Annotated in this window: 5 protein-coding genes and 1 pseudogene; 2 read left to right on the top strand and 4 right to left on the bottom strand. The window is 62.9% G+C overall.

The window, feature by feature from the left end; all coding sequences use genetic code 11:
• Positions 1-128 precede the first annotated feature (128 nt).
• Positions 129-299, top strand: a pseudogene (locus FHW96_RS26200) (S-formylglutathione hydrolase); the annotation flags it as partial.
• 16 nt (positions 300-315) lie between these two features.
• Here the strand turns inward: FHW96_RS26200 and FHW96_RS26720 are convergent.
• Entirely contained in the window at positions 316-537 is a 222-nt protein-coding gene (locus tag FHW96_RS26720) for a hypothetical protein (protein ID WP_172340539.1), read from the bottom strand.
• Positions 538-606: 69 nt separating this feature from the next.
• Between FHW96_RS26720 and FHW96_RS10655 the strand changes: the two genes are divergently transcribed.
• Positions 607-1,116 carry a nuclear transport factor 2 family protein gene (locus FHW96_RS10655; protein WP_172340538.1) on the top strand — a complete coding sequence of 170 codons (510 nt, stop codon included), beginning with the start codon at positions 607-609 and terminating at the stop codon, positions 1,114-1,116.
• Between the two features lie 135 nt (positions 1,117-1,251).
• Here the strand turns inward: FHW96_RS10655 and FHW96_RS10650 are convergent, their stop codons facing one another.
• From FHW96_RS10650 to FHW96_RS10640, 3 genes are read right to left on the bottom strand one after another with little or no spacing between them, the layout of a single operon-like run.
• Positions 1,252-2,496 carry a YceI family protein gene (locus tag FHW96_RS10650; RefSeq protein WP_172340537.1) on the bottom strand — a complete coding sequence of 415 codons (1,245 nt, stop codon included), beginning with the start codon at positions 2,494-2,496 and terminating at the stop codon, positions 1,252-1,254.
• 3 nt (positions 2,497-2,499) lie between these two features.
• A complete protein-coding gene (locus FHW96_RS10645) occupies positions 2,500-3,099 on the bottom strand; it encodes a YceI family protein (protein WP_172340536.1) in 600 nt (199 codons plus the stop codon).
• Positions 3,100-3,136: 37 nt separating this feature from the next.
• Positions 3,137-6,361, bottom strand: coding sequence for a glycosyl hydrolase (locus FHW96_RS10640; protein ID WP_172340535.1), 3,225 nt, complete (start codon positions 6,359-6,361; stop codon positions 3,137-3,139).
• Positions 6,362-6,435: the final 74 nt, after the last annotated feature.

The following is a 6,435-nucleotide window of genomic DNA, read 5'->3' as shown; positions in this document are numbered from 1 at the left end:
CATGATCACCCATGTCATGGGCCTTGAAGACATCAACACCGCCTTCGACCTCATGCACGAAGGCAAGTCGATCCGCTCCGTCGTCGTATTTTGAAAGGTTTTCAACAAGGGAGTATCTACCATGCGACCTGCCCGACCTGCTCGTCGATCAGGGCGAGACCGACAATTTCCTCGATGGACAGCTCAAGACCAACTTGCTCGTCGCAGCCTGCGAGGCCGCCCGGCAACCAGCGCCGATCCGCATGCAGCCGGGCTATGACCATTCCTATTACTTTATTTCGACCTTCATGACCAAGCATCGCGACATCCTCATCGTCAGCGCGGGGTCATGCCGGGGCGCAATGTGCCATCGCCCCGCGTCAGGGTGGCTTCGAGGGCAGCGTGGCTATCGTTGGCCGCGAGAAGACCTTCGATCGGCTCTACATCCACCTGCCGTGCTTCTGGCCGGAAAAGTATGTAAAAATGCTCTTGGAGCGCGAGGCTGTGTCGCTCAAAGAAGAACATTGCCCAATTCTGATCCCTTGTTTCGATAAGCATTCGATGGTCCCTCCCCCCTCTGTCGCGATCACGGCGAACAGTTTATGATGACCTCGAAGGAAACTGCCCATGTTCTCAAGAAACCGCCTTTTGTCCGTTCTCAGCGGCGCCCTGCTTGCCGCCCACCCCGCAGCCGCGCAGGAAGCTGTCACTCCCGCGCCCAATGCAGAAGCCCTGTTCCACCATCCCAACCCATCGCTTAACCGCAATTTGCAGACCGCCTATCATATCATGAAGGACCTGCTGGAGGCGGGGCATTGGGAGCAGGCCCCGGCCTATCTCAGCCAGCGCTATATTCAGCATAACCCCAATGTCGCATCCGGGCGGGACACGGTGGTCCGCTTCTTTGCCTCGATCGGCATGAAACCCAAACCCATCCCGGCGCGGCTTTCCGCTCCCGTGGTCAGCGTCCTGGCGCAGGGCGACAAGGTTGTGGTCGTAACGGTCGTCACCCTGCCCGATCCACGCGCACCGGGCAAAACCTATACGACCAGTTGGTTCGACATGTGGCGCTTTGTCGACGGCAAGGCGGATGAACATTGGGACAGCGCCACATTGATGCCCGTGGCGCGCCAATAAAGCCGCCAATAGGGCCGGCCCCGCCAGCCCTATTTCACCCGCCGGTTCTATTTCACCCGATAGAACCGTATCTCCGCCAAAGGTACATCGCCCGCCGACAGTAACATCGCGCCCAAAGCGTAACCTTCCTCTCGTCTATTTGCGATGCGCCTTCAGGTTGAAGGAAAGGCCAACTTCCGAACCGATCTGATCCGTCCCGCTCCATTGCCCGGTGCCGACATGGAGCGCGGTGCGGTCGAGCCGGGCGCTGCCTTTGACGGTGGCCCCATTGTCGGCAATCCGCAGGTCGAAGTTCAGCGTGACCGGCACCATCACGCCATTGATCGACAAACGACCCTCGGCAGCAAATTTGCTGCCCCCCGCGGGCTTGAACCCATTGGCCACAAACACCGCCCGCCCCATCGGCGAAGAGCCGAAGAATTCAGGCCCCTGCAACATGCCATCGCGCGTCTGGTCGCCGCTCGATGCGCTGGCCAGTTGAACCGTCACGGTCAGTTTGGCTGCCTCCGGATGGTCAGGATCATAGGTGACCTTGCCCGTCCATTTGCCAAAACGGCCCTCCACCGGCCCGCCATTGACCGTGGCGGAAAAACCCAGACGCCCGCCCGGCTCGATGGCCCAGTCATGGGTCAGGGGCTTGTCCGGCTCCGCCGATGCGACGGCAACCGGAGTTTCCTCGACAGCAGGCGCTTCAGAAGCAACAGCCACAGGCGCAGCGGGCGCGGGCGTGACGGGAGCGGCCGACACAGGCACGGTCCGATAGATCCCCCAGGGCAGCGCAAAACTGACCCCCAGCCCGCCCAGCGCCAGCACCAACGCGCCCCACACAGAGCGGACATGGGCGGGCATCATGCGCGGCACCACCCATTCCTCACGCCGCGCCGCCAACTGATGCTTCAGCGCCCCGCCGATGTGCAGAACAATCAGCCCCGCGCCCAGCCATGCCAGCAGCGAATGCCCCGCCTCAATTCCATCATGCCAGCCATGGCCCAGCGGCAGATGCGGCAGGGGCACCGTGTGAAACAGCAAGGTCGCCATCGCCACCGGCGCGGTCGAAACCAGCGCCCATCCCGTCAAAGGCCCGCCGATCATGAAGAGATAAAGCAGCCCATGCACACCCGAAGCGAGCAAGGTCTGCCATCGCGGTCCCTCGACCGGAGCGGGTCGGGGCGAGGCAACCCGCACCGCCACCCTCAGCAACGAGAGCAGCAGGATGGCCATGCCGATGCTCTTGTGGAACTGAAACGCCGCGAACATCACCGCCGATCGCGGCATGTCGGTCATATGCCATCCCAGCCCCAGTTGAAACATCAGCAAGGCAGCAATCATCCAATGCAGGACGATGGCCATCGGGCGATAACGGAGAGGGGCGCTGTTCATCTTTTACTTCTTCTTTGAAAATTCGGCGTCAATGTCGATGCTCACATCGTCGCCAACAAAGGGCAGGAAGGTTTTCATGCCGAATTCCGACCGCTTGATCTGCATATGGCCGGTCACCCCGATCCGCTTGTCATTGGCAAGACCCGTGCCCACCCCGATCAGCGTCACCTCCATCGGCACGTCGCGCGTCACGCCCAGCAAGGTGAGCCGACCATTGACCCGCGCATGGGTGGCATCCACCCGGACAAGTCCGTCGGCAACATAATGCGCGGTGGGAAAGGCCGCGGCATTGAAGAACCCCGCGCCGCGCAATTCCTTGTCGCGCGCTTCCGTATCGGTGCTTAACGAAATGGCGTCCACCGAAACGTCCAGCGTGGCGGCCTCGGGCTTTGCCGGATCGAAGGTCAATTCCCCGCTTGCCTTGGCAAAGCGCAGGGTGGTCTTGGAAAAGCCAAGATGATCGACCCGCGCGGCAACGGCGGTATGGGTCGGGTCGGCAGCATAGGTGCCGGGCTCGATCCGGGCCACATCGGCCCCCTGGCTGGCGGCCAGCGCGGGGGTCGCAACAAGAGCAGAAAGCAGCAGCGAGGTAAGGCGTTTCATGGATGGAGACTCCAAAGATACTTAATCATAGCAAAAATCAGCGTGTGTCACGCGAAATCAGACGCACCGGCCCAATCAGCCCGGATGGCCGCAAGGGCGCATCCGCGCGATAGGTTTTCACCGCCGTCCAAGTGACCGGTCGGGCATCGGGCTGGGCGTCACCAATCAGGCGGTTAACCCACAAATTGGCCACCCGGACCGTCAGTTCATTGCGCCCACGGCGCACCAGCGCGCCAATATTCACCCGATCGCCGCCAAACCACACCGTCCCGGCCAGACGTCCGTTGATCAGCACCTGCGGCAAGGTGAAGCTGTTGCCATAGGTTATCGTGCCGGAAAAATAGCGCTGTGCCTTGCCCGCGCTGGTATTGAGGGCACTCAGGCGCGGCATCACCACGGGCGCGGGCGCAGCGAGGCCGGTGAAACTGACCCGCCATGGCGTGGTGAAGGAGAAGACGGGCTTTTCCGCACCCTGTACAACCTTGGGCGGCGGGGAGTTGTGGAAGACGACAAACCGGGAATCATGCGGGGCAAGATCGAGCGGGATGATGGTCGCCGCGCCAGTTTTGCGCGCAGGGACCGGAATGGCCGAGCCATCGCGCGGGTTCCAGATTTGCTGCGCGGGGCCGGAGGCGCGCAGGGCGACCTCGGTTTTAACGGCCTGGCTACCCGGATTGCTGACATAATAGAGGTCGCCTTCGGGCAGGACGCGGTGGACGAATTGCAAATCCGCCCCCGCCGGGGTCAAGCTCTGCCAATCCGGGGAAAGGCCAAGCTTGCCCATCGCCTCTTCGACATCCCCACTCGCGATGATGCGCGGATTGCGCCACAGCGCATCGGCCTCACGCTCGAACTGCGCCGGATCGTCGGCCATGCCGGGCGAGCGCTGCGGCTTGTCGCCAATGATCGGCACGCCCGCCTCGGCCAGAGCTTTGAGACGACGAAGCGTCCCCAGCGTCATGAACCGACTGGTGCCGCCCAGCATGATGGCGCGATAACGCGCGCCGCCGGGGCTGACCGCCTCACGCCCCCCTTCAACCTTGAGAAGGCCCAGCATTTCGGCATTGAGGAAATCATAGCCGTAATGGCGCGGCAGGCCCTTGGGAATTGCGGCGGAAAAGGCGGTGGTCACGGGCGTATCCTCACCGTTGAACACCGCGATATCCGCCCCGAACCGGCCCTGTTGCAGCAGATAGGAACTGCGCGCGATACAATCGACCCATGGCCGCGCCATCTCGGCCCAGCTTTCGTGACGGTTGAAATATTGCCCGAAAATGCCCAGCGAAAGGCCCGGCAGTTTCGTATCTTCGGGCTGGTGGACGCTGGTGTGTATGATGGGCCGGTTGACGCCCGCGACAAATTCCAGATCGACCACAGGTTTGAGATCAGCGGGCGCAAAGGCCCATGGCGAATAGGCCGAGGTCATCGATTCCGCCGCCACCAGATTTTGCCCATAGAAATGCGCCACCGAGGCCGCGCCGCGCATATCACCAAGATAACCGCTGCGCGCTCCCTTGCCCCCCGCCCACGCCCAGAGCGCAGCCATCGGCACATCGGCATGGGCCCGCATTGCCATATCATCGCCCAGCACCGGGCGCCCCGCCTCCAGCGCCTCGCCATACACCTTGAGGCCATTTTCATGCGCGACGCGAGCCACGGTGCCATAATGCGCGTCCGCCATCAGATCGGCCAAAGTCTGTCGAAAATCATGCAGGAACCGGTCCGATTGCGCGGCCGACCCCACCGCTATCCCGGTCAGCGCAGGCAGGAAGGGCAGCGGATCATAGCCGCGCCTCCGGCGGAATTCCTCCATCAGGCGCGGTGTCCAATTTGAGGCGCCCACCTCGATACTGTCGGTCAGGATCGCGCGTATGCCTTTTTCGCCCATCCATTCCGGCCCAACCGCATCACGGTAGAGGGCCAGATAGCGGCGCATATAACGCTCGACCGCCGCCGCATCATATTTGTCCACCTCAAGCCCGGTAGCCTCGGCGGTAGCGGGGTGGTTCGACTTGCCGGTCAGCGACCAGCCGAAGCGCAGGATCCGCCACGCCACGCCCGCAGGCGGGGTCCAATCCAGCGTGCCGTCAGGTTTGACCTGCCCGGTCAGGTCCACAATGTCGGCGGCGGGCACGCCCTGCCCCGCTACGGGCGTATCGATTGCGGCATAATCGGCAACGGTGGCAAAGCCCGCCTTGGCTTCGGCCTGATGCACGACAGGGCCGGACAGAAAGCGTAATTCGCCGATGCGGACCTTTGTCACGGGGCCGGAGGAAGGGAACAGCGGAGTGATGTCGGCACCCGCCACGCTGCCCAGAAAATTGTCGGCGGAGGGGACCGAGTTGGTCGAGATCACGAAGCGGAAGCGTGATGCGGTGATCGGGCTGAATGCCATCGTGCTGGCCACCGCCGAGAGGCCCACATCGCCCACCTTACGCCATGCTCCGTCGACCTGCGCCTCCAGATGGGCACGATAGCGCGGCGGGGCAAAGGGAGGTTGGGCATCGTGAACAAAGACCCGAAGCGATTGTACCGAGACGGGGTGGTCATAAGCCATTTCCTGCACAGCGCTGCCATCGGCAGCCAAAGGCAGATCGAGCGCCGTTTGCAGATCATCGTCCAGCAGCGCCGCCGCATCGCCCCCCATCACGCGCGGCATAGGCAAGGCCGCCGCGCGAACCGGCACCGCCAGAACGGCCACCTGCCCCGATGCCTCGGGCAATTTGCCATCCGCGCCGGAGGCAAAAGGTTCCGAATTCGGCAGGTTTTGAAATGGCCCGGTGACATGGGGCAGATCGGCCAGCCTGCCGTTGAACCTTTGCCCGCCCTGCACATCGGTTTGCGCCCAGACCAGTTTTTTCATCCCGTCTTCGGGCGGCACCCATGGACCGCCCGTCTCGCTCCATCCCGGCGAGGAAGCGATGGTGAATTCCAGCCCTTTTTCCTCGGCGCTCATCACCGCATGACGAAAGGCCTCTTTCCAGTCGGGCTGCATATAGACCAGCCGCTTGGGCACGATCTGCGGTGTGGCCAGCCCGGCATCGAAATTCTGTACCCCGCCTATCCCCATCCGGGCCATCCAGTCGAGATCCTTGTCGATCCCCTCACGCGTGATATTGCCGTTCAGCCAATGCCACCACACGCGCGGGCGGGCCGAGGCGGGCGGGTTTTGAAACCCCTCAACCAGCGTGGTCTGCGCCGCCAGCGGAGCGGCCAGCGCGCAACCGGCGAGCAGGGAAAAGAAAAGCAAGGGCTTGGGCATCAACCGGACTCCGTTAAAAATCATCCTCCGCAGCCTGCACGAGGCCGCGGAGGATCAGGAGAGGAACGTGGTCT

The sequence above is a fragment of the Novosphingobium sp. SG751A genome, assembly GCF_013149295.1.
Taxonomy (GTDB): Bacteria; Pseudomonadota; Alphaproteobacteria; order Sphingomonadales; family Sphingomonadaceae; genus Novosphingobium.
This window is presented reverse-complemented; position numbering and strand designations above follow the sequence as displayed.

Bases quoted from the DNA above. Each gene is read 5' to 3' on its own strand.
- FHW96_RS10645 (WP_172340536.1), bottom strand. From the start codon at position 3,099: ATGAAACGCCTTACCTCGCTGCTGCTTTCTGCTCTTGTTGCGACCCCC.
- FHW96_RS10655 (WP_172340538.1), top strand. From the start codon at position 607: ATGTTCTCAAGAAACCGCCTTTTGTCCGTTCTCAGCGGCGCCCTGCTT.
- FHW96_RS26720 (WP_172340539.1), bottom strand. From the start codon at position 537: ATGCTTATCGAAACAAGGGATCAGAATTGGGCAATGTTCTTCTTTGAG.
- FHW96_RS10640 (WP_172340535.1), bottom strand. From the start codon at position 6,361: ATGCCCAAGCCCTTGCTTTTCTTTTCCCTGCTCGCCGGTTGCGCGCTG.
- FHW96_RS10650 (WP_172340537.1), bottom strand. From the start codon at position 2,496: ATGAACAGCGCCCCTCTCCGTTATCGCCCGATGGCCATCGTCCTGCAT.